This is a genomic window from Maritimibacter harenae (genome assembly GCF_009882975.1).
GTDB classification, from domain to species: Bacteria; Pseudomonadota; Alphaproteobacteria; order Rhodobacterales; family Rhodobacteraceae; genus Maritimibacter; species Maritimibacter harenae.
On sequence record NZ_WTUX01000014.1, the window covers coordinates 25,473 to 45,250 of the forward strand.

The window sequence follows — 19,778 nt, forward strand, 5'->3', positions numbered from 1 at the left end:
GTCCTGCAGACGCTTCTTGATCTGCTTGAAGAGGTATTCCTCTTCCTCCGAGGTCGGCGTCTCGATCAGGTCGGTCTCACCGGCCTCCACGCGTGCGCCCATGAGGATGTACATGGTCGCGTCCCCGCCGTCGTCGAGGATCATGTTGCAGCCGCCTTCCTCGAACTGGANTTCGGCGATGGCCGCCGCGGCGTGGTCCTGGGTCGAGAAGATGTTGCACGACGCCCAACGCACGTCGGCCCCCAGCGCGACGAGCGTTTCGATCAGAACGGCGGTCTGGATCGTCATGTGAAGCGACCCGGCGATCCGCGCGCCCTTGAGCGGCTTGCTGTCACCGTATTCCTCGCGCAAGGCCATCAGGCCCGGCATCTCGGTCTCGGCGATATCCAGCTCCTTGCGCCCGAATGCGGCGAGCGAAATGTCTTTGACTTTGTGATCGGTCTCCATGCGGGCCATGTCTTCTGCAGGCATGTCTCGTCCTCTTTTCCAATGAAACTATGCCGCCGGGCGCGATCGCCCGGCGGTCGGTATATTGCGGGAAGGTGGCCGGTTACTCGGCCGCGATCTTGTGGCCGAACTCGGCTGCCAGGTCCTCGGCGAGGTCCGTCCGTTCCCAGCCGAAGGCGCCATCGGCGTCCACCGGGCGACCGAAGTGGCCGTAGGCCGCGGTACGCGTATAGATCGGCTTCAGCAGGCCCATGGTCTCGCGCAGGCCACGCGGCGTGAGGCGGACCATCTTGCGAAGGGCCAGGCCGAGCTTCTCTGTGTCGACTTTGCCGGTGCCGAATGTCTCGACGTAGACGGCGACCGGCTCCGGCACGCCGATGGCATAGGCGAGCTGGATCTGGCACCTGTCGGCCAGACCCGCGGCCACGACGTTCTTTGCCAGATAGCGCGCCGCATAGGCCGCCGAACGGTCCACCTTGGTGGGATCCTTGCCCGAAAAGGCGCCGCCGCCGTGGGGGGCCGCACCGCCGTATGTGTCGACGATGATCTTGCGTCCCGTGAGCCCCGCATCCCCGTCGGGACCGCCGATCACGAAATTGCCGGTGGGGTTCACGATAAGCTTGTCGTCGGCGGGCAGATCCCAGCCTTCGTCCTTGAAGACGCCCTCGATGTAGGGCTTCACCAGCTCGCGGACCTTGTCCTGGCTGACGCCCTCGAGGTGCTGCGTCGAGACGACGACCGTGTCGACGCCGACCGGCTTGCCGTCCTGGTATTTGAGCGTGACCTGAGACTTCGCGTCGGGGCCGAATTCCGGCGTCTTGCCGGATTTGCGGTCCTCAGCCATGAGGCGCAGGATGCGGTGCGCGAACTGGATCGGCGCCGGCATCAGCTCCTCGGTCTCGTTGCAGGCGTAGCCGAACATAATGCCCTGGTCGCCGGCACCTTCCTCGCCCTTGTCGCCTTCATCGACCCCCATTGCGATGTCCGCGGACTGGGCATGCAGACGGCAGACAATCTCGACGTCCTTCCAGGAAAAGCCCGGCTGGTCGTAACCGATATCCTTGATGGCCGCGCGGGCAATCTCCTCGACATCCTTGAGGACGCTTTCGGGGCCGCGCACCTCTCCGGCGATGGTCACGTGGTCGGTCGTCGCCAATGTCTCGCAGGCCACGCGCGATTGCGGGTCCGCGGCGAGGTAAGCATCCAGCACAGCGTCCGAAATCCGGTCGCAGACCTTGTCAGGATGCCCCTCCGACACCGATTCACTGGTAAAGAGCCAGCTCTTGTCGCTCATCTCGTTCCTTTCTCCACATCAGTGGGGTTGGGTTCGTTCTTGGCAAATGGCATTTGCTGGGATCAGGCGATCTTGCGATCCGCCGTAGATTTGTCGGGACGGTAGGCGAGGCTCGGCGCCAGCCAAGTTTCCACCTCGGCGATTTCCATGCCCTTCCGCCTGGCATAGTCTGCGACCTGATCCGGGCCGATCCGGCCGATCCCGAAATACGCCGCGTTCGGGTGTGAGAAGTAGAGGCCGGAGACCGCCGCCGCGGGCCACATGGCGAAGGATTCCGTCAATTCCACACCGGTATGCGCGGGCGCGTCGAGCAGGTCGAAAAGCGTGCGCTTCTCGGTGTGGTCGGGACACGCCGGGTAACCCGGCGCGGGGCGGATGCCCCGGTACGCCTCCTGAATGAGTGCTTCGTTGTCGAGTGCTTCGTCCGCGGCATAGCCCCAGAGGCTGCGGCGCACGCGCGCATGCAGCGCCTCGGCGAATGCTTCGGCGATCCGGTCGCCCAAAGCCTGCACCATGATCGCGTCATAGTCGTTGCCCTCGGCCTTGAACCGCTCGGCCAGGTCATGCACCTCGCCACCGGACGTGACGGTGAAACCGCCCACCCAGTCCTCGGTACCCTCTGGCGCCACGAAGTCGGCCAAGCACATCTGTGCGGTGCCATTCGTCTTGTTGCGCTGCTGTCGCAGTTGCGGCATCCGCGCCCGTACCGTCTCGCGGCGCTCGTCCGACCACACCACGATATCGTCACCCTGCGCATTGGCCGGCCAGAGGCCCACGACACCACGGGGGCGGAACCAGCCTTCTGCCTGGATCCGGTCGAGCATCTCCTGGGCGTTGTCATAGAGTTCCCTTGCGGCGGGCCCCTTGTCGGGATCCTCGAAAATCCTCGGGAACTTGCCCTTCATCTCCCAGGTGTTGAAAAAAGGCGTCCAGTCGATGAACTCGCGCAGCTCACCGACACCCATGTCATCGATCACGGTCAGTCCCGGAGTCTGCGGTGCGGGAGGGCGATAGTCTTCCCATCCACCGTCGAATTTCGTGGCACGCGCCTCGGTGATACTTGCCGTCGGCCGGTCTCCCTTCCCGGCTGCCCCCGAGCGTGTCTTATCCTGCTCGGCCTCGATGTCCGCCAGGTAGTCGGGCGCCGCCGTTTTCGAAAGGAGCTTGGAGACCACGCCCACGGCCTTGGACGCGTCATCGACATGGATAACGCCGTGCGCGTATTCGGGCGCGATCTTCAGCGCTGTATGCTTCTTCGAAGTGGTCGCACCCCCGATCAACAGCGGCAGATCGAAACCCTGCCGCGTCATCTCGGAAGCCACGTCGACCATCCGGTCAAGCGAGGGGGTGATAAGCCCGGAGAGCCCGATGATATCGGCCTTCTCCGTCCTGGCGGTCTCCAGGACGTCCTCGGCCGGCACCATGACCCCGAGGTCGACGACATCGTAGTTGTTGCACTGCAGGACGACACCAACGATGTTCTTGCCGATATCGTGCACGTCGCCCTTCACCGTCGCCATCACGACCTTGCCCTTGGCGGAAGTGTCACCCGATAGACGCTTTTCTTCTTCCATGTAGGGCAGCAGATGCCCCACGGCAGCCTTCATCACGCGCGCGGATTTCACGACCTGCGGAAGGAACATCTTGCCCGCGCCGAAGAGATCGCCGACCACGTTCATGCCGTCCATCAGCGGCCCCTCGATCACGTCGAGAGGCTTCTCCGCGCGCTGCCGGCACTCCTCCGTATCCTCGACCACGAAGTCGGTAATCCCGTGCACCAGTGCGTGCTCCAACCGCTTTTCGACAGCTTGCTCACGCCACTTCGGATCCTCCTTCTTGGAGGCTTCACCCGTGCCCTTGTACTTGTCGGCGATGTCCAGAAGCCGTTCCGTCGCATCGTCGCGGCGATTGAGCAACACGTCCTCGACGCGCTCGCGCAATTCCTCGGGAATGTCATCGTAGACGGTGATCTGCCCGGCGTTGACGATCGCCATGTCGAGGCCCAGCGGAATCGCGTGGTAAAGGAACGCCGAGTGCATCGCCTCGCGCACGGCGTTATTGCCGCGGAAGCTGAAGGAGACATTCGACAGCCCGCCGGATACGTGAACGTCCGGCATCGCTTCTTTGATCAGGCGCGTCGCATCGAAGAATGCGCGGGCATAGTCGTTGTGTTCCTCGATACCGGTCGCCACGGCGAAAATGTTCGGATCGAAGATGATGTCCCACGGCTCGAAGCCCGCCTTCTCGATCAGAAGGTCGTAGGACCGCCGGCAGATCTCGAACTTGTGTTGCGCGGTCTCGGCCTGACCATTCTCGTCGAAGGCCATGACAACCACCGCCGCGCCATAGCGGCGCACGGTGCGGGCCTGTTCGAGGAAGGCGGCCTCGCCTTCCTTGAGCGAGATGGAATTGACGACGGCACGGCCCTGCACGCATTTCAGCCCGGCCTCGATCACTTCGAATTTCGAGCTGTCGATCATGACCGGCACACGGGAAATGTCCGGCTCCGAAGCGATGAGATTGAGGAAGGTCTGCATCGCCTCTTCGGAATCGAGCAGGCCCTCGTCCATGTTCACGTCGATGATCTGTGCGCCGTTCTCGACCTGTTGGCGGGCCACGTCCAGCGCGGTCGCGTAGTCCCCTTCCATGATGAGCTTCTTGAAGCGCGCGGAACCGGTGACGTTGGTCCGCTCGCCGATATTGATGAAGTTGGCAACGCCCGTTGTCATGCCGCGCCCTCCCTGCTGTCGGCGCCCTGCATTTCGAACACCTCCAGCCCGCTCAGCCGCATGTGCCTGACCTTTTCCGGCACCTCGCGGGGCGCCTTGCCCTCGACGGCTTTCGCGATCGCTTGGATATGCTCGGGCGTCGTACCGCAACAGCCGCCCACGATGTTCACGAGACCCGAGTCCGCCCATTCGCCCAGGTGGGCTGCCGTTTCTGCGGGCGTTTCATCATAGCCACCCATCTCGTTCGGCAGGCCGGCGTTGGGATAGGCGCTGACCCGCGTGTCGGCCACCTGGGAAAGTGTGCGCACATGGGCACGCATCTCGCCGGCGCCCAGTGCACAGTTCAACCCAATGGAAAACGGGCGTGCGTGGCTCATCGACACCCAGAAGGCCTCGGGCGTCTGACCTGTCAGCGTGCGGCCCGATCGGTCGGTGATCGTGCCGGAGATCATCAGCGGCGGGATACGAACACCCTCGTCGGCAAGACTGTCGATTGCGAAAAGCGCGGCCTTCGCGTTGAGCGTGTCGAAGATCGTCTCGATCAAGAGCAGGTCGGCGCCGGCCTCGATCAGGGCCCGCGCCGCCTCACCATAGGCCTGCGCGAGTTCGTCGAATGAGACCGCGCGAAAGCCCGGATCGTTCACGTCGGGCGAAATGCTCGCCGTCTGGTTGGTCGGACCGATCCCGCCGGCAACCCAGCGCGGGCGATCCGGCGTGGCCACGGCGTCGGCCGCTTCGCGCGCGAGGCGGATCGATTCCCTGTTCATTTCCACTACGAGATCGGTCATGCCGTAATCCGCCTGGCTGATCGCGTTCGCCCCGAAGGTGTTGGTGCAGAGAATGTCCGCTCCGGCGGCGAGAAACTCCTCGTGGATCCGTCGGATCATATCGGGCTGCGTCAGCGACAGAAGCTCATTGTTGCCCGCCACGTCGCTGGGATGCTGCGCGAACCGCTCTCCGCGGTAGGTGGCCTCGTCGGGCTTCTGCTGCTGGATCATCGTCCCCATCGCCCCGTCCAACACAAGGATGCGTTGCGCGGCGGCGGTCGAAATGTCGTTTGTCTTGGTCATTGGCATCAAGTCCTTCAGGCCGCGGTCTCGGCCGGTATGTCCGGTGTCAGGCCCAGGGCCCGACACACGGCAAGGCTCACTTTCGGCTGGTTGAGCGTATAGAAATGGAACTCGGTAAGACCTGCCTCCATCAGACGGCGGCACTGCTCGGCGGCCGCGCAGGTCGCCACCATCGCGCGCGTGTCCGGCGCTTCATCCAGACCGTCGAACATCTGGAACATCCAGTCCGGGATCGAAGCGCCGCAGCCTTCCGAGAATCTCCTGAGACTCGCGAAGTTGGCGACCGGCATGATGCCCGGCACGATCGGCGCTTCGATCCCCGCCGCGCGGGCGCGGTCGATGAAGCGCAGGATCGTGTCGGTGTCGAACGTGTACTGGGTGATTGCGCGGGCAGCGCCGTTGTCCAACTTGCGTTTCAGGTGGTCGAGGTCGCCCTCCGCACTCGAGGCCTCGGGATGCACCTCCGGGTAGGCTGCGACGGAAACATCGAAGTCGCCGACTGAGCGCAGCGCGCCCACCAGTTCCGCGGCATCGCGGTAGCCATCCGCCGGCACGGTTTCCCCGTCTGGCAGGTCACCGCGAAGGGCGACGATCCGGCGCAGACCTTTTGCCCAGAGCGCTTCGGCCTGGCGGTCGATCTCCGCCCGGCTGGCACCCACGCAGGTCAGGTGATGCGCCACGGGCCGTCCTGTCTGGTTGCTGACCATGTCGACCATGCGCGCCGTTCTGTCTCTTGTCGTGCCCCCTGCACCGTAGGTGACCGAGAAATAGTTCGGATCAGCAGCACTTAACTGCGCCACGCTTTCACGAAGACGCGCGACCCCGGTGTCGGTCTTTGGCGGAAAGAGCTCGAAGGAAATCGACACATCGTCGGACAGACCTGTCATGTACCGGTTCTCCATCTGGGTGATCGGGTAATCGGCGAGGTGCCGAAGGCGTCATGCGCCTCCGGCTGTCGGTTCAATGCCTCGCGGGCTTGCGGAAGTGCTGGATGCCATAGGCAAGGTGCCCGTCATCCGCCGCCTTGACCCAGTTCGCGAGACCGAGCGCCATCTTGTCGAGATACTCTGTCGAACATCCCTTCTCACGTAGCAGATCGTAATGTGCGAGCAGTTCCTCGCGGACCCGCTGGTAATGCGTGCGCAGATCCGCCAGGGCGTCTTCCTGTTGCACGGTTTCGAAGCCAAGCGCTTCGGCGGTTTCGCGATAGAAGAGCGGCGAGCCGAGACTGTTGAGCTGAAGGCGGTCATAGACCGGCTGAAGCACGCCATCGGGCACGTCATCCGCCTGCATCGGATCGGTGAAGATCAGGTGCCCTCCGGGTTTGAGCACGCGCCATGCTTCGGCCAGCACCTTGTCACGCTGGTCGGAATGCAGGAAAGCGTCCTGGCTCCAGACCACGTCGCAGCTGTCGTCGGCTTCCGGAACGTCCTCGAAAGCACCGTGCCGGATGCTGATCTTGTCGAGCAGACGAGCGGCCCGCACCTTGCCAAGGTTATATTCGTTCTGGGTCTCGGAGATATTGAGGCAAACGGCCTCGCAGCCCGTTTTCCGGACGAGGGTGCGCATCGCGCCGCCGTAGCCTGCGCCAAGGTCCAGTACCCGGGACTGAGGCTTCAACTCGGGCAGAGCGTCGATCATCGCGTCGATCGCCAGGTCGCTGGCGCCCCGGATGTCGGAGGTCGTGGCGTACCGCCCGATATGCAGGTCCTCGCCCCCCCAGATCGTGGAATAGAAGGTGTCAGCATCGTCGCTGTCGTAGTAGGTTTCGGTGACATCGCGGATGTCCGCCTCTTCGGTGCCACCATCACCGCCCCAGCGGCTCACGTGCAGCGCGGACTTCTCCACAACGTGGATGAAGAAATCCGGCTCATCCTCGGCATAAGTCTCTTGGAAGTCGCCATAGGTGCGGACCCGTTCGAACCCGGCTTCGCGAAACAGGTTGCGCATGTAATCCTTCCGGATCGGGCACATGTTGAGCGTGAACTCGGATTTGTCGGGAAAACTGTAGCGCATCCGGCACAGCCCCTCGTCCACGTGATCCGGCTCGGCGACCACCTGGTCGCCGCAGTAGTAATACTTGTGCTTGCTCGAAAACCCGTGATCGAGCATCGCATCGTAATTGCGTTGATCGAGGATCAGCACACCGTCATGCTTGAGCGCGGCATAGAACTCGGCCAGCGCCCGGCGGCGATCCTGCTCTTCGTGCAGATGCGTAAACGAGTTGCCCAGGCAAATGATCGCATCGTACTTGCCGTGAATATCACGGTTGAGCCAGCGCCAATCCGCTTGCGCGGTCTTCAGGATGAGGCCGTGACGCTGCCCGTTTTCGAAGGCCTTGGCGACCATGGCCGCGTTCCCGTCGGCCGCGGTGACGTCGAACCCTGCCTTGGTCAGTCGGACGGAGTGAAAGCCGGTACCGCAGGCCACGTCCAGAACCCGCTCCTTGCCGCGAGCCTTGAGGATGTCGATGAAGAACTGACCTTCGCTTTCGGCCCGTCCGGCCCAGTCGATCAATTCATCCCATTTGTCGACAAAGCTCGTGACGTATTCCATGCGGTAATGCCCCGTCTGGCGGTCTGCCAAAGGGTCATCACTGTAGACCTGCTGGGTCATGGTGAGTTCGGCATTGCTTGCGACGTCGCTTGTCATGTCTGTCTCCAATGTCCGGATGACGGCAGGCCGGGGGGGGGCGGGCGCAGAGTAACTGCCGGATTCCGCGGAGCAGAATGCCGGAGGCGTCGCCGTCGTGATCGTCGTCATCTATCCGCACGCTAATGCGCGGGCAGGATCCATCTGATCCTTTGTGACCGGGGGCTTCTCGCCCTTGTCGCGTCGTCGGATCGTTCGTCTTATCGAAATTTTGTCCAACCCGGCCAAGTATGGCTCTACCTAACATCAGATCAAAACGACACTACAAGGTCTGTATGCGACTTTTTCTCGCGGATCGATACTTCGCTTGTCAAAGCATTCGAAACATTGAAAAGTTTCTTATTCCCACAATGCACATTCTTTGAGCATTGATCGTTATCGACCGACGTGGGCGAAACTCAGCAAGGAATCCTTGCACCGCGATGGGGAGAATTTTGCTCGGGAGTGCGCCAAACCGCGACTGTCCGGGGCGCTGTTGCAAGACCCGGCTGACGGCCGAATTTCCCCATTGCCCGATGGACCGATCCGCCACTTCGGAATACGGGCGCCCGAGCAACGTGTCGCCGTTCAGTAAGGCGATACGGTCTAGACGTTCTGCGACCTGTCGGTCGAAGGTGCGCCCCCTTTGGGCACTGTTCGAGCAATTTCAAACGGCGCACCTTCACGGGCCTTCAGGAAGCATATCCGCCGCGCCCGATCTCCGACATTGATCGCTCGTTGAGCGGCCCTCCGGCGGCTTCGGCGCGGAGAGCTGCCTTTCTGCCTTCCTACCCTTGGTAACAGTGGTGGCTTTCGGCCCAGTGCGGACGTTGGTGGCTGGCAGCGGCAACGGCTGCTTCGAGCCTTTCTCAACAACAATGCACTGTGTACGAATGGCCGCCTAAGGACGCTACCGTTGTGCCCTTTTTTGCCGCTCTTCGAAGTATTTGATTGGCCACTCGGTTGGCGTGAAAATTTCGTGGAAATCCTTGTCAACATTGCTCGCCATACGAGCAAGCAAACCAATCAGTCGGTGGGCGTTTTCGCGGTTTTCACGTAGTAGGTTCCCTTCTACTGCTCCTTCATCACCGCTACGGTCGATGTATCTACGGTCGATGACGCCCGCATTGTGCTCATAGACGTGCCTCCGCTCCATCATGAGCCGAATAAATAGAGAGTCTTTGTCCGAAATTCCCTTGAGGGGATTCAGGTCGAAGTATTCTTTAAGACGCTTGAACGTTTCCGACTCAATGTCATGAAAGACCAATCGAGAAAGCGCTTCTTTCCTTGCGGGCTTCATGGGGATGCGGCGTATGAGTTGATTGGAATAGTCGCGGCACGCTGCATCAAACGCCGAAACGCTTTGGCCTACTGCAGCCTCCGGTTGCGTTTGTTCGTCATTTAAGGACTGCCTTATTCCCTCAAGCCGACCCGCTAGTATCTGGACATTATTCCGCCACCCACAGGCGGCGCAGTAACCATAGAGGCCTCTTATATCGTTAAATTCTCCACAGTGTTCACAGTTGTATCGGGTCTGTTGGGTTTGCGAGGCATAGTAGAAATCCGGCTTTTGTTCATCTGCGGCCTGCCTTACGAGGCTTTCCATGTCGATTTCAACCTGCCGTTCTGTCCCCTTTTCGTCGGGTGCAGAAAGTTCTTCCTCCAACGTCTTCGCTAGGTGTGCGAGGAACTCTCGCTGTGCCGGCGTGAGAAACTGAAAGGCCGCAGCCCTTAAGCCGCAATAAGGGCAGGTCTGCGGATAAATTGCCGCGTGGTGTCCATTTCGGAAGTAGCCACTGCATTGCGGGCATTGGTGGCCCCAGCACCCCAATGAGTCAGAGCCAAGAATTGCCGGGACACATCCTTCCGGTGGCGGTGGGTCGAACGGTTGGCCAATTCCTCCCATTTTGAAATCAGACACTGGAATGCCATGGGGAAGCAGAATGTAGACACCGACGGCAGTCATCGGCCCCGGACTGCGGCCAACAATTCCGAATGCCGCGCTCTTTCGTCCTTCAGCATCGCATGCGATGCGGATGGTGGTGTTAGCACCACAATGCGCGACCTCTTTGAAATCCTGTTCGTAGTACGCCAATGATTGCCCGGTTCATTCACTGAGTCTGCTGTTGCTGCGCCGGGACAATAGCTCTTGCGCAACGCTTTTGCCATCAGTGGCTTGTTTTCTGAAAGGGCCGGGAGCAGTCGTTGAGAGGTCTGCTCGCAAGGGCGGTTTCGTCCGCGTTGCAGACCTTCGTCTGAACCGCAACGAACGCCCGCTCCCCGCCCATTTGACAATTTGTGCCCTGACCAGAAACTTCAGGATGCACGTGTATTCGTCACACAGCGGCGCATGCTTTCACACCTACCTGCTTGCCCCCCGCACGGTGGTACCCACGAAAGCATCCTAGCTCGCCCCCTCGAAAACTGGTCGCCAAGTCGCAAACTGGCCGTTTGACCGCCGAGCATTCTGCCGATCCGACTTTGGCTCCATAGTGTTGGAGCAGGTGACCTGCTAAGCTGAACGCTGTTCGCAGAAAGAAACTAACCCTCCATGACGAAACCGGAGCGCCCCCTACCGCTCGACCCGGCGCAGCCAGCAGCGTTCCACTGGCATGACGCAACCACTCCGTTGACCAGGGCGGGTTCAGGAGACCTTCTCGCATTGCGCGATGCGATACGTGCAGGGGAAGAATTCTCGGTCACGCCCGACGGGATTTCACCCGTTGTGGGCGGCACGGCTGGATACCTTCGTATCCGATCTGGCGGAACGACCGGTCCGGCCAAGACGATCCGACGAACCCATTGCTCGTGGATCGCGAGCTTCGAGGTCAATCGCGACCACCTTGGGCTTGGGCTGACCGACGTCTACGGCATCCTCGGCCGCCCAGTTCACTCCCTCGCGCTCTACGCGATTGTCGAAGCCGCCCATGTCGGTGCGGACATAGTTGACCTTGCCGGTCTGCGACCAGCACACCAGGCGGCGGGACTCGCGGACCGAGGCACGACCGTGCTCTATGCCACCCCAACGCAGTTGCGGCTTCTGGCGCGCGTCGGTCGGGAATTGCCAACGCTCCGCCATGTCCTGTGTGGTGGCGGTCGCATGGGCCAGGACCTTCGCCATGAGGTCCAACGCCTTGCCCCGAATGCGACCGTAACCGAATTCTACGGCGCAGCCGAAACAAGTTTCATCGCCTGGAGCGACGGGGCCGGGCCGGAGGGCAGCGTCGGCCCGGCCTATCCGGGCGTCGAAATCCGCATCGATCCACCCGGCGCGGACCTTGGCACGATCTGGGTGAAGAGCCCCTACCTGTTCGAAGGATACGCCGAGGGTGAAAGCCCGGACACACAGTGGCATGAAGGTTTCGTCACGGTGGGAGAGGCCGGCCACCTTGCCGAGGATGGCAGCCTGAGCATCGCCGGGCGCAAGAACCGCATGGTCACGATTGCCGATCAAAACGTCTTCCCCGAAGATATCGAGCTGTTCTTTCTGTCCCACCAAGGCGTGACCCATGCCGCGGTGCTACCGCGCCGCGACCAGAACCGCGGCACCGTGCTCGTTGCTCTGATCGACGCACTGCCAGAAAACATGACGGTGGACGACCTCTTACGGGCCAGTCGCCAGCGCTTCGTCCCACTTGTGGCACCGCGCAGGATATTCGTGGCAGAGGACTTTCCTGTGACTACTTCGGGCAAGCCAGATCTGGCGCGGGCGACACACCTCATCGAGGCCAGGGAATGACCGGGGTCCGTGTCATCGCGGCGTTACGCACGCCTGTCGCTCCCCGCGGGGGCGCCCTGTCGCGGTTTGAGCTGGATGACCTTTGCGCACCTGTCTTGACGCGTGTCATGGCCGCCGCCGGCCTGGCGCCGGATGCGGTCGATGACGTTGTGCTCGGAAACGCGCTCGGCGCGGGCGGCAACCCAGCCCGGCGCGTCGCTTTGGCCGCCGGCCTGCCTGAGCGTGTCGCCGGGCTCACGCTTGACCGGCAGTGTTGCGGCGGGCTCGATGCACTCGTGGTTGGGGCGGCCCTCATTGCCGCGGGCCAGGCGGAGGTCATCGCCGCTGGCGTGGTCGAAAGCTATACCCGCCGCCCGCTTCGTCTGCGCACCGATCCCGATGGCGGCGCCCCCGTTGCCTATGAGCGGCCGCCCTTTACGCCCTGGCCTGATCGCGATCCGGAGATGGATGACGCGGCGGAGGCATTGGCCATTGCCAGCGGCGTGCCCCGCGCTGTCCAGGACGACTGGGCCATTGAGAGCCATAGGAAGGCTCGCGCTGCAGACATGTCTGCAGAACTGGTGCCATTTGCCGGCTGGGACCGTGACGCCTTCACTCGCAATCTGACCCCAAAGCTGGCCGCCCGCGCGCCGCGCCTTTCCGGCAGCATCACCGCGGCCAACGCGGCGGTCGCGGCCGACGGCGCGGCGGTCTGCCTGCTCGTATCGGACCGCGTGGCCGCCCAACTACCGGATCCCGGCCTGGCCTACCGGGGCGGGGTAACGCTGGGCGCGGAGCCGGACTTGCCCGGTCTCGCCCCGGTCGCCGCGATCCATGCCCTTCTGGACCGCACGGGCACGGCCGCACGCGACTTGGCCGTCGCGGAGGTGATGGAGGCCTATGCGGTGCAGGCCATCGCCTGTGTCCATGGCGCGGGGCTCGATCCCACCATCGTAAACCCTGGCGGCGGTGGTCTAGCCCGCGGTCACCCCGTCGGTGTGTCAGGCACGATCAACGCCGTGCGGTTGTTCCATGAACTCAAACAACGTGGAGGCACCGGGCTGGCCGCCATTGCTGCGGCTGGCGGCTTGGGAACTGCCGTTATGTTTTCCGTCAGCTGAACCCGCGAAATGTCGCGAATTCCTCGGGGTCATCCCGCGCGGTGCGGACCGCGTTGACTGCAGCTTCCGGGTCGGCCCGACCCAATGCCATGCCACAGACAACCAATTCCTCGGCCGGCAAGGCCAGGTGTTCGTGCGCCACGTCGGCATGATTGGCGAGCGCACCGATCCCGCAGGTGGCATACCCCATGCCCTCGGCTGCCACCATCAGCGCCATGAGTGCCATGCCAAGATCCATGAAGCATCCCTTCCCCATATCCCGGTGGATCGTCACGACAATACCCACGGGCGCATTGAAGAACCGATAGTTCTTGTCGAACTGCGACCGACGCGCGGCAATGTCGCGCCGCCCGATCCCGAGGCTGGAATAGAGCGCGTATCCCGCCGCCTTCTGCTTCTCCTTCAACTCACGTGGCATCGGTTGGGGGAAGTAGGAGTATTCCGCGACGGGAGGACGACCATTTTCAGCGGCCGCCGTCAGCGCTGCGCCGAGCGACGCGAGCGGCGCCCGGGTCAACAAGTGAAACCGACCGGGCTGAAGGTTCGCGCCACTCGGGGCCGACCGGGCCGCCCGCAGGATCCGTTCCGCGTCCGCGCGCGGCACCGGCTCGGTCGTGAACGCCCGAACCGAGTGGCGCGCGAACAACAATGTCTCTGCCGGGGTCAGCGTCATCCGCGTGACAGGATGCTTGCCGGGCGCGTCCGGGCGAGCCCCGCGGTGATCAGACCGGTGGCGATGGCTTTGACCAGGTCGCCGGGGATAAAGGAGAGCGACAGCGCACCAGCGGCCGGGATGGTCTTGTCCAGCATGTAGGCCATGCCGAGAATGCCGAAGACATACAACACGGAGACACCGCCAAGGATCGCCGCCGACGTGGCCACCGGCAGGATCGGGGCGTTCCAGCGCTCGACGATCAGGCCCGTGACAAAGGCCGCGATCGGCCAGCCGATCAGGAAACCGACCGAGGGCGAGGCGAACACGCCCAGACCGCCGCGGCCGCCGGCCAGAAGCGGCAGCCCCAAGGCGACGAGGACGAGGAACAGGAGCACAGCAAGGGCGCCGCGTTTTGCACCCAGAATGGTGCCGCAGAGCATGACGCCCATGCTTTGGGCGGTGATCGGCACACCGAAGGCCAACGTGAATTTAGGGATCAGGCCAAGGGCCGCGATCAACGCGGCAAAAAGGGCGATGTGAGCAAGGTTACGTTCCATAGTTCCTCCGTTGCGTTTCCATCAGGTGGGGTCCACGCCACCGCGCGCACGAAGCGCTTCGGCAACCTGGTCGGCGTCATCGAGCGCGGTTGCGGCAAGGGGCATCACGATCTGCCAGCCCACCCGCCGGACCGAGCGGGCCCGCCAGGCTTCTGCCAGGCGTCCGCCCTTCTGCGCGATTGCCGGGGTAAACCGCATAACGAGGGCGATCGAGAGTTCAAAAGCGCGCGTCGAAAAGCCCAGCCGGCGCAAGGGCGCGAGCAGGACCGCGGCGACCGCCACCATGTCGGTCAGTCGCGTCGTCATCGTCACGAAATTCGCCAATGTGAGGGCCGCGAGCAGCCGCAGCGCGACGACGAGCCCTGCCTCGAATTCTCCCGTGACACCGTGCCAGGCAGCGACCAAGAGCAGGAATGGGATCAGTATCCTCAGGCTTCGCAGGGCCGAACGGGTGAACCGCCACCCCCCGCTTACGACAAGCGCCGCGGCCCCCACGAGCGACAATGCGAGCCACGCGGGGTCCTGCAGCGCGAATAGTGCCACCGTCGCCGCCGACAGGATCGCGAGCTTCACGCCGGCTCGAACACGGTGCGCCCAGGTTTCAACCGGTGAGGTCAGAGAGATCATCGTCTTGCCCCCACGCCGCCATCTGCCGCTCGAACGCGGCCAGTACCTCATTTGCCGGACCATCCATCCGGATCGTGCCACGATCGAGCCAGATGACCCGTTCGAAATGTCGCACGCTCTCTGGATCGTGGGTGATCTGCACCACGGTCGCCTGGACCGTATCCACGTAGCGCATGAGCTGCATTCGTGTCGGGATATCGAGCCCGGAATAGGGTTCGTCGAGCACGATCAAGCGTGGCTCCATCGCCAGAACGGCCATCAGGCAGACCAGCTGTTTCTGTCCCTGTGAAAGCGCGTGTGTCGCGGCACCCTGCCAGTCGGTCTTGCCGAACCGTGCCAGAATATGGGCCGTGTCACGCGCGGCCTCTTCCCGGCTGCGGCCGAGTTGAATGAGCCCGAAGGCGATCTCCTCACCGACGGTCGGGAAAATGATCTGGTGGTCGGGATTCTGGAACAGGATGCCCACCGCACGCAGCGCCGCCTTCCGGTCGCGTGCCATGTTGGCGCCGTCAATGTGGGCCGTGCCTTTAGACGGGGGCAGCAAGCCCGAGGTCACCCTTGCCAACGTCGTCTTGCCCGAGCCGTTGCGCCCGACGATGCCGATCCGGCGCTCCCGCATGCGAAACGACACATCGGACAGGACATCCACGTCTCCCAACTGGACCGAGACGTCCTGCAGCGCGAGTTCTGGTGCTACCACCACTCCTGCCGTGGGCCTGTTGATTGGGGTCACATGAATGGGAGTTTCTTCCGTCTTTGTCGCGTAGGAGGCGTCACGCAAGTCCGAACCTTGTGCATCAACCGTGTCCGAGACCGACGGACCGGACGCGCGGTGTGTCGCGTTGCATGTAGAACATGCATTGCCTTTCATGGATTACAGGCCCAGAATTGACCTTACGTCAACTTTGGATGCAACCCGAAAGTTCGTCGTCGCAAAACGGCATGGCAGCCATGTGACCAAGCACGGTTAATCTACCATGGAGCTGCGGTGATCACGAACAACCCGACAACTGTCCTGCAAGCGCTTGCTTTCGAAGCCTGGGAGCAGGCAGGGGTCACGGAACACGTCCGTGAGGTCTACCTTGCATAAATTCCACATATACACACAAGGCGGTGGCTCCGAGCCATCATTGACGATTTCAATGAGTTACAAGGAATTATGCCGAGATAGTTTTGGCGGAGTGACACGGCGAAAAAGTGGCATAGCAGCCTTGGTTCAGCGCCGCTCCAGCAGCGTCCGAGCACCCCAGCCCACAGCGGCGTGCAAGAGCACCGTCAGGACTGCCAGCACGACCAGGGCCGCGAACATCAGGTCGGTCTTCGCGCGGCCATTGGCCAGCAACATCAGGTATCCCAAACCTTTGGAAGAGCCGACCCACTCGCCTATGATCGCCCCGATCGGCGCGTAAACCGCCGCGAGCCGAAGCCCACTGGCGAGACCGGGCAATGCAGCCGGGATGCGGATGTGCCACATGACCCTTGCTCGGCTGGCCCCCATCACCCGGGCCAGACCCACCCAGTCGTGATGGGGAAGCAAGAGCGCATCCAGAAATGACGAAGTGACGGGAAAATATATGATGATCAGGGCCATCACGATCTTGGACCCAAGGCCATAGCCGAACCACAGCGTCAGGATGGGCGCGAGCGCAAAGACCGGGATAGCCTGGCTGAACACCAGGAGCGGGCGCACCAGGTGTCGCACCGTCCGCGAGCCGGCCAGCGCAATGGCAGATACCGCCCCCAGCAGGGTGCCGAGGACGAGACCGATAAGCACTTCCGTCATGGTGACAAGCGCGTTTTCGGCCAGCAGAGCGCGGCTTTTCCACATGGTTTCGGCCACCAGGGCCGGCCCCGGCAGGATGAACCGGGGAAGACCCGTGATCATGACCACGGCCTGCCAGAGCGCCAACCCCAGGAAGGCCGAAATCAGCAGGGTGCGTGCGCCGGTCATCGGGCCACGTCGAAGCCGGCCTCCGCGGCATCGAAAAAGGCCCGCTCCAGCGACACGGCACGGATGAACAGGTCTTCGGCATGCGCCCGTTCGGCAGCGCTCAGCCCGGGCCAGACCTGATCCAGCTGACCGCGCAGGTACGCGACAACGTCCGCGAACGCGTCGCCCGTATGCAGCGTGATCCATTCTCCCAGCCAGAATGGCAGGTCATCCACGCGCCCTGCAAACGGCGTTGCCCATTCGAGATAGCTCCATTCCGCCACCACGAGCACGGCCAGCATGCATTCATAGCGCCCGCTATGGCGCGCTTCGGCCATAAGATCCTGAAAAGCCCGCGCCTCGGATGCCGCCGGGGCGTCTGCGCGGACACCCAATGCGTCGAAACTGCGCAGGAAATAGGTGTTCTCGGGCCCTGTGATCAGCGCCAGAAACTGCGCGGCCGGGACGGCATCCTCCAATGTGGGCGCATGGGCAATTACCGACGCCAGCAGCCGCACGAAACCATCGAGGAAGAGGTAATCCTGTTGCAGGTAGCCCGCCATCTTTTCCGGCGCGAGGCTGCCATCTGCCAGCGCGCGAGTGAAAGGATGATCGGTGGCGGCGGTCCAGTCGTTCTGGACGCGTGATTTCAGGTCGTCAGTGGGGCGCATGTCTCGTCTTTCCTCAGAATTTCCAGCAGGCGGGCCTGCACGGTCAAAGTGTCGGGGTCGCCGACCGGTCGCGGCACGGCGCCCGGCGGAGGCGGCAGATCATGCAGACCCGCCTCGGTCATCACCACGATCTTGTCGCCCAGCCGAGCGGCCTCGCCCGGGTCGTGGGTGACCAGCAGCACGGTACGCCCTGCCAGGGTGGCGGCCGTCAGTTCCTGCATCCGAGCCCGCGTACGGGCATCGAGCGCCGAGAACGGCTCGTCCAGCAGAACGATCGCGCGGTCTTCCATGAGCGTTCGGGCAAGCGCTGCACGCTGCCGCTGCCCACCCGAGAGTTCGGACGGGCGGCGGGCGGCAAGGTCGCCCAACCCCACCTGTTCGAGCACCTGGCCCACGCGTACTCGGTCGGGGGTCTCGCCGCGCAGCCTCGCCCCAAGCGTGACATTGGCCTCCACCGTCAGCCACGGCAGCAGCAGATCGTCCTGCGCCATCAGCGCTATGCGCCCCTGCAACGGGCCGCCGTCGCCGGCCTGCATCCGCCCCGTGAAAGTGGCGCCCTCCGCGAGTCCGGCAAGCAGGCGCAGGATCGTGGATTTACCAACGCCTGATGGCCCCAACAGGCAGGTCCAGCACCCGCCCGGGGCCGTGAACGACAGGTCGGCAAAGAGCGGCGTCCCGTCGAAGGCCGCGCTGCCTTTCAGGACAAGCGACGGCGCATCTTTCACGGGGTCAAGCCCATGTCCCAAAAGCCAACCTCAAGCCGGGTGGCCGTGGTGAAACCCTTGCAGAGGGACTCCCAACGGGGGCTTTCCGTGGGCGACGCCCCCAATCGGCGGGCAACCGCGCCGTCCAGCAGTTCGCCGACACTGCGGCAGACATCCTGATACTCCTGCCCGCCATACATGGCGATCCACTCGCAATAAGGTCCGCCTCCGCCACCAGCCAGAAGCCGCGCGCCGATCTCTCCGTAGCCCAAGACACAGGGCGCCAATGCCGCCAGCAGGTCGAGGAAATCGCCCGAATGGCCGGCGTCCAGAACATAACGGGTGTAGGCGATGTTTTCGGGCCGCTCTTCTGCGGCGTAAAGCTCCGCCTCGGATATGCCTTCGCGGGCGCAAAGCTCGACGTGAAGTGTGGTTTCATCGTTGATCAGCGCGTTTACCGTCGCCGCGCAAAGGCGCATCTCCGCGACCGTTCCCGCCTTGGTCACTCCGAGCGCCCAGGCCCTGCTGAAATGGACCAGAAACAGGTAATCCTGGACCAGGTAATGCAGAAAGGCCGTCCGCGGCAGGCTGCCATCGGCCAGCCCCCGAACGAAGGCGTGATCGGCATAGGCGGGCCAATGCTCGCCCGCCGCTGCCCGCCAGAGCGGGAATGTGGTGCCGTAAGTCATTCTTCCCCCAGATCGATGGCCAAATCCGCAACAGGGCGAGTGCCCTCGACAAGACCGGACTCCGAAAGGAAAGTTTCGAACCGCGCGTAGCGGGCTTCGTCCAGCGCTTCCGGGCGCAGGGCGAAGCGCGGCAGCGTGTCGGCCCATGCCATTTCGTTCAACTCGTCCTGCAACTCGTTGGAGGTGCCGGAAAAGACGTCCCAGCTTTCTTGCGGGTGGTTCACGATATACTGGGTGGCCAGTTCCGTGGCCCGCAGGAAGCGGCGGATCATGCCGCGGTCCATCGTGCCAGGGTTGGCCACGTAGATCAGTTCGTCATAGGTCGGAACGCCTTCTTCCTCGATGTAGAAGCATTTTCCTTCGACGCCTTCGATCGTCATCTGGTTGAGCTCGAAGTTGCGATAGGCGCCGATGACCGCGTCGACCTGCCCTGACATCAGCGATGGCGAGAGCGACCAGTTGACGTTCACCAGCTCCACGTCCGACGTCGAAAGCCCGTGCGTCTTCAGGACGGCGCCAAGCAGCGCCTCCTCGACCCCAGCCACGGAAAAGCCGACCTTGCCCCCCTTCAGGTCTTCGACCTCTTTCACCGGACCGTCGGCCAGCACCAGAAGGCAGTTGAGCGGCGTCGCCACCAGCGTACCGACGCGCACGAGCGGCAGCCCCTCGGCCACTTGCAGGTGCAGGGACGGCTGGTAGGAAATCGCCAGGTCGGCCTGTCCTGCCGCCACCAGTTTCGGAGGGTCCGACGGGTCTGCGGGGGCAACGACCTCGACCTCAAGCCCCTGGTCAGCAAAGAACCCCATTTCCTGCGCCACGATGATCGGCCCGTGGTCGGGGTTTACGAACCAATCGAGCAGAAGCGTCATCTTGTCCTGTGCGAACGCGGGCGGGGCGGTCAGCAACAGGGCCGAAAGCAATATTTTCTTCATCAA

At 63.1% G+C, this 19,778-nt stretch carries 16 protein-coding genes and 1 pseudogene; 2 read left to right on the plus strand and 15 right to left on the minus strand.

The annotated features are described in order from the left end of the window. The 6 genes and pseudogenes from GQE99_RS21575 to GQE99_RS12025 all read right to left on the minus strand — a co-directional run. A partial coding sequence (locus GQE99_RS21575) for an adenosylhomocysteinase (protein WP_407943793.1) occupies nt 1-471 on the minus strand: 471 nt, incomplete at its 3' end. 79 nt (nt 472-550) lie between these two features. Next, the gene (gene metK, locus GQE99_RS12005; RefSeq protein WP_161351875.1) at nt 551-1,741 is read right to left on the minus strand and encodes a methionine adenosyltransferase; all 1,191 of its coding nucleotides are present in this window, start codon (nt 1,739-1,741) and stop codon (nt 551-553) included. Between the two features lie 62 nt (nt 1,742-1,803). Further along, nucleotides 1,804-5,540: pseudogene (metH, locus tag GQE99_RS12010) on the minus strand (methionine synthase). A gap of 14 nt (nt 5,541-5,554) precedes the next feature. Then, the gene (gene metF, locus GQE99_RS12015; protein ID WP_161351876.1) at nt 5,555-6,427 is read right to left on the minus strand and encodes a methylenetetrahydrofolate reductase [NAD(P)H]; all 873 of its coding nucleotides are present in this window, start codon (nt 6,425-6,427) and stop codon (nt 5,555-5,557) included. 73 nt (nt 6,428-6,500) lie between these two features. Beyond that, nucleotides 6,501-8,192, minus strand: coding sequence for a glycine/sarcosine N-methyltransferase (locus GQE99_RS12020; RefSeq protein WP_202530771.1), 1,692 nt, complete (start codon nt 8,190-8,192; stop codon nt 6,501-6,503). A gap of 889 nt (nt 8,193-9,081) precedes the next feature. Further along, on the minus strand, nt 9,082-10,266 hold the full coding sequence (locus GQE99_RS12025) for a hypothetical protein (RefSeq protein ID WP_161351877.1): 1,185 nt from the start codon (nt 10,264-10,266) through the stop codon (nt 9,082-9,084). Nucleotides 10,267-10,722: 456 nt separating this feature from the next. Here GQE99_RS12025 and GQE99_RS12030 point away from each other — a divergent pair, with 456 nt between their 5' ends. Further along, the gene (locus GQE99_RS12030; protein ID WP_161351878.1) at nt 10,723-11,910 is read left to right on the plus strand and encodes an AMP-binding protein; all 1,188 of its coding nucleotides are present in this window, start codon (nt 10,723-10,725) and stop codon (nt 11,908-11,910) included. Continuing rightward, a complete protein-coding gene (locus tag GQE99_RS12035; protein ID WP_161351879.1) occupies nt 11,907-13,010 on the plus strand; it encodes a thiolase family protein in 1,104 nt (367 codons plus the stop codon). Before GQE99_RS12030 ends, GQE99_RS12035 begins: the two co-directional genes overlap by 4 nt. Here GQE99_RS12035 and GQE99_RS12040 read toward each other — a convergent pair. The 9 genes from GQE99_RS12040 to GQE99_RS12085 all read right to left on the minus strand — a co-directional run bounded on the left by GQE99_RS12040 (nt 13,003) and on the right by GQE99_RS12085 (nt 19,775). Next, nucleotides 13,003-13,683, minus strand: a complete 681-nt coding sequence (locus GQE99_RS12040; protein WP_161351880.1) for a nitroreductase — start codon at nt 13,681-13,683, stop codon at nt 13,003-13,005. The genes GQE99_RS12035 and GQE99_RS12040 overlap by 8 nt on opposite strands. Then, nucleotides 13,680-14,222 carry a biotin transporter BioY gene (locus tag GQE99_RS12045; RefSeq protein WP_161351881.1) on the minus strand — a complete coding sequence of 181 codons (543 nt, stop codon included), beginning with the start codon at nt 14,220-14,222 and terminating at the stop codon, nt 13,680-13,682. Before GQE99_RS12045 ends, GQE99_RS12040 begins: the two co-directional genes overlap by 4 nt. 21 nt (nt 14,223-14,243) lie before the next feature. Further along, nucleotides 14,244-14,849, minus strand: coding sequence for an energy-coupling factor transporter transmembrane component T family protein (locus GQE99_RS12050; protein ID WP_161351882.1), 606 nt, complete (start codon nt 14,847-14,849; stop codon nt 14,244-14,246). Beyond that, nucleotides 14,824-15,630 (minus strand): energy-coupling factor ABC transporter ATP-binding protein, encoded by an 807-nt coding sequence (locus tag GQE99_RS12055; protein ID WP_235917214.1) that lies wholly within the window; start codon nt 15,628-15,630, stop codon nt 14,824-14,826. Before GQE99_RS12055 ends, GQE99_RS12050 begins: the two co-directional genes overlap by 26 nt. Nucleotides 15,631-16,065: 435 nt before the next feature. Beyond that, nucleotides 16,066-16,800 carry an ABC transporter permease gene (locus GQE99_RS12065; RefSeq protein ID WP_161351885.1) on the minus strand — a complete coding sequence of 245 codons (735 nt, stop codon included), beginning with the start codon at nt 16,798-16,800 and terminating at the stop codon, nt 16,066-16,068. Then, on the minus strand, nt 16,797-17,450 hold the full coding sequence (locus GQE99_RS12070; RefSeq protein ID WP_161351886.1) for a TenA family protein: 654 nt from the start codon (nt 17,448-17,450) through the stop codon (nt 16,797-16,799). The genes GQE99_RS12065 and GQE99_RS12070 overlap by 4 nt, the downstream gene beginning before the upstream one ends. Then, complete coding sequence (locus tag GQE99_RS12075) at nt 17,429-18,196, minus strand: ABC transporter ATP-binding protein (protein ID WP_202530773.1); 768 nt, start codon at nt 18,194-18,196, stop codon at nt 17,429-17,431. Before GQE99_RS12075 ends, GQE99_RS12070 begins: the two co-directional genes overlap by 22 nt. Next, the gene (locus GQE99_RS12080) at nt 18,172-18,843 is read right to left on the minus strand and encodes a TenA family protein (RefSeq protein ID WP_161351887.1); all 672 of its coding nucleotides are present in this window, start codon (nt 18,841-18,843) and stop codon (nt 18,172-18,174) included. Before GQE99_RS12080 ends, GQE99_RS12075 begins: the two co-directional genes overlap by 25 nt. Further along, a complete protein-coding gene (locus GQE99_RS12085) occupies nt 18,840-19,775 on the minus strand; it encodes an ABC transporter substrate-binding protein (RefSeq protein ID WP_161351888.1) in 936 nt (311 codons plus the stop codon). Before GQE99_RS12085 ends, GQE99_RS12080 begins: the two co-directional genes overlap by 4 nt. Nucleotides 19,776-19,778 lie beyond the last annotated feature (3 nt).